Here is a 3592-nt window from a genome sequence, read left to right on the forward strand (position 1 = left end):
TTTTCAACCGACTCTGCATTTATATTATGCAGCTTAAATGCCGATTAGCTTACCATCAGCGCTACCCATATAGGTAATTGACGAATATCCCCTAATTCATCTAAATATACCCGGTGTACTTGTCCGCCGTTCAGCAATGAGCGATGAGGATGAATATCACTTTGTTCAATACTGCGCGACGGGTAAATTATCACTGCTTGCCAGTCACTAAATCTGGAACGGTTGCGGTAGAAATATAACGAAGATTCAGCCCATACTCTCTCATAGAGTTGTTCATCTTTCTGGAACTGTACCTCACAAAAATATACAACTCCAGCACCATCGCTTTCAGGTGGTAGAAATACTCCGTCAATTTCAAATTTCGGTTCTTTGACGGCGACTGAATCAAAACGATAACTATCTGCATTGCTTGGAGGATTTGCTACTAGTTCAAATAGCAAAGTGGGAGACTGTTGAAACAGCTTGTAAAATATTGAATCTCGACGCATGAAAGCATTTTACAAATTTTTTATAAGAAGAATTCAGGAGCGGAGCCGGAGACGCTCCGCCGAGGCGTCAGAATTTAGTATGAATTATATTTGCCCCAAAATATGATTATGGTGCTAATCTTGCCTTGCCTAGACGCTGCTTTTCATACCAGTGTGCGATCGCAGGTGCCCAATCTTCAAAATGAGGCCACATCATTTCACACAACTTTTGAATTTCCAGTTGAGCATCTTTCTTATTTCTCAGGTCACAAAAATGCAAGAAAGACCTTAAATTAAAACTAACTACAAAATGCTGGCGATAATCAAAAGGTACTTTACCTCTTGCATGTTCTTCAGACATCCCACCCTCAAAATCAGCTTTATATCGTTTAGCTGCTTCTAAACACCATTGCAAATCTGCTGCTCTTTGCTCTGGTGAATAATGGTACTTTTTTCCTTGTCTATCAGTGTAATAACCAACGGGACGTAGGTAAAAAACATCTTCTATGTCTTTCTTACCTTCTACTACGTCAATAAATTGGTTACCTGTATATCTAAAAGACTGAACATCAAATGATACGCCTACACGATGAGTACGAGCCTGCTGCATCACGCTGTGAGGAAAGTAGCCACAATTGAAAACAATCTGGGGATGCTCTAGAGGCCCATAGTGTCCCCTCTCACCCGCTAAAAGTCGCTTAACAATAACTTCGCCGCTTTGTGACTCCGAGGGCCAAGAGTCGCGCTCATCATACACGAACCCATCGGTATAGTCTTGGTGCATCGCGGCATAAATCACCTGCTGCGGGTTTGGTGTTTTGGCAATAACCTCTACTCGAAATCGATGCATTAGCTTATGGGGAATGGATTGGTAACTGAGATTGCTTACGCAGAAGGAGCGGAGCCTGTTTGTTATACATAGCTTTTAACTCGATCCATGATCATATCTCTGGTTGGGACTTCTACTTGATCAGATTAAGTTACTTTACAAATGTTAATAAATTTGTTACAGTTATTTACATAAAGAGAAGACAGGGAAAAATCCATGCGTACAAACACTGCTATAATTGACGACCAAGGCAAGCTGAACAACTTTGCGATCGAGCCAAAGGTTTATATAGATGAGCAAGGCGATCGCACTGGCTTCACTCCTTATGCAGAAATGCTCAACGGTCGTTTAGCAATGATTGGCTTTGTCTCTCTCATAGCGTTAGAAGTATTCACAGGACATGGCATCGTTGGTGTTTTGGCAAGTCTATAAAAACTAATTTCTATAACGTAAATATTCAACAAATAGTAAGAGACGGTAAATTTACCGTCTCTTAATTTATGGAAAACTTAATGCTAGAGTAAAAATATACTGATAGCAAAAGCTGTTAGTTATCAGCGTAAAGTTATCAGGTAAATTATGGCTTTAACTGCTTCAACTATGTTGCCACTAGGCACAAAAGCACCAGATTTTAATCTACCGGAAGTAGTATCTGGAAAGGCAACTTCACTTTCCACCTTTGCAAATAAAAAAGCGCTGTTGGTAATGTTTATTTGTCGGCATTGCCCATTTGTAAAGCACATTCAACAAGAATTAGTGCAGTTAGGAAAAGACTATTTTACAAGTGATTTAGCGATCGTTGCGATTAGTGCTAACGATGCAAAAAATTATCCAGATGATGCGCCAGAGTCGTTACAAGCATTTGCAACAGAACAAGGGTTTAATTTTACCTTATGCTACGACGAGAGTCAGGAAACGGCAAAGGCTTACACAGCAGCTTGCACACCTGATTTTTTTGTATTTGATGACCAACGGCAACTTGTTTATCGGGGACAATTAGATGATAGCCGTCCCAGTAATGGTAAACCTGTGACTGGCGCGGATTTACGCGCAGCAATTGAAGCAGTGCTGGCGGGTAAACCTGTTACAAGCGAGCAAAAGCCGAGCGTTGGTTGCAATATTAAATGGAAGCCTGGAAACCAACCCAGTTATTTTGGTTAAAAGGCATTTGGAATGGGGCATTGGGCATGGGGCATGGGGCATGGGGCATTGAGTATTGGTAAAACTTTTTCCTAATCCCTACTCCCGACTCCCCGACTCCCCATAGCTATCAATGTTTAATTTCCAAATTAAGAATGTAGCATCCAAGTTGGACTTTTTCTGCCCACAATTCATATTCCAGACGCAAATTTTCTGGCAAGGGATGTCCGTTGAGAGTTAGGCTACTAGTAAAATTTCGTAAACGAATAGGATCGTTAGGTTGCAATGACTCAGTTGGTAACCAATAGCGACTAATCCCATAAACGCCCTGTTCCCAAAAATGACGGTAACTCACTTGAGCATTACCTTGCATAGTCATGATCACCCGATAAGGGGAAATCTCCAGCCACAAAATTCTGGGGCTGTTGGGAGCGTAAGCTTTGCTCTTACTTTGGGGAAGTGTGTCCTCTGGACTTACAACACTCTCTAATTCGCAGCTAATTAGGGGCGGTGCGGTCAGCAGCAAATGGAATCTATCAGTATCTTTTTGATACAATGTCGCGGCAGTTTCGACAACAGACCAAATTGGTAGGTCAGTGGAAATAAGTGATAAGCACACGGGCTTGCGGTGATGGGTCAGCATGGGAGCGATAAGGGCTAAAAGCTATTGAACAAAGTGAAATGAACACTCTAGCTGTCTAATTAGGTCAGAGTAAGAAACTAAATAGTAAAAACAGGCTTAATATTAATGAATCTGCTGATTTGTTAAGCTACACAAACCCAATAGAAATAGGTAGAATGTCAGCTTAAACAGCAAAAACGGTGCTTTCTCTAAAGAGAGCTAATTCGTAAGTAAAGCTTGTAAATATTCTAAGGCTATAGCCTCAAAAGAGTGGGAGTCATTTTAGATGTCAAGAAACCTTCTTAAAAGCGACTCGCCGTAGGTTTAAGTAAGTTTCATAAAGCAAACAGCGATAGGATACTAGGCAAGAAGTCACCAGCAGTGACAAACAAAGTCGCTGCTAAACTTCTAGTCTATTCAAAAGCCAGTGTATCCTAATGTCGGCTTGTGTTATAACCGTAAAAACTCACGAAGACCTTTCTTCTAAGAAACTTCTTGTGCTGTGGGATTAACGATTAAATCGCAACCGATTTT

4 protein-coding genes and 1 pseudogene are annotated in these 3592 nt (G+C 41.0%); 2 read left to right on the plus strand and 3 right to left on the minus strand.

What is annotated here, in order from left to right:
- Positions 1-50 precede the first annotated feature (50 nt).
- A pseudogene (locus tag VB740_RS17545) lies at positions 51-488 on the minus strand (Rpn family recombination-promoting nuclease/putative transposase); the annotation flags it as partial.
- 106 nt (positions 489-594) lie between these two features.
- Complete coding sequence (thyX, locus tag VB740_RS17550; RefSeq protein WP_323201246.1) at positions 595-1317, minus strand: FAD-dependent thymidylate synthase; 723 nt, start codon at positions 1315-1317, stop codon at positions 595-597.
- A 195-nt stretch (positions 1318-1512) separates the two neighbouring features.
- Here thyX and VB740_RS17555 point away from each other — a divergent pair, with 195 nt between their 5' ends.
- Together VB740_RS17555 and VB740_RS17560 are read left to right on the plus strand one after the other, a co-directional pair.
- A complete protein-coding gene (locus VB740_RS17555; RefSeq protein WP_099101899.1) occupies positions 1513-1728 on the plus strand; it encodes a chlorophyll a/b-binding protein in 216 nt (71 codons plus the stop codon).
- 147 nt (positions 1729-1875) lie between these two features.
- Positions 1876-2457: a thioredoxin family protein gene (locus tag VB740_RS17560; RefSeq protein ID WP_323201247.1), complete on the plus strand. Its 582-nt coding sequence runs from the start codon at positions 1876-1878 to the stop codon at positions 2455-2457.
- 109 nt (positions 2458-2566) lie between these two features.
- Here VB740_RS17560 and VB740_RS17565 read toward each other — a convergent pair whose 3' ends face one another.
- On the minus strand, positions 2567-3079 hold the full coding sequence (locus VB740_RS17565; RefSeq protein ID WP_323201248.1) for a hypothetical protein: 513 nt from the start codon (positions 3077-3079) through the stop codon (positions 2567-2569).
- Between the last annotated feature and the right edge of the window lie 513 nt (positions 3080-3592).

The sequence above is a fragment of the Nostoc sp. UHCC 0251 genome (assembly GCF_034932245.1).
In the GTDB taxonomy this organism is placed as follows: domain Bacteria; phylum Cyanobacteriota; class Cyanobacteriia; order Cyanobacteriales; family Nostocaceae; genus Nostoc.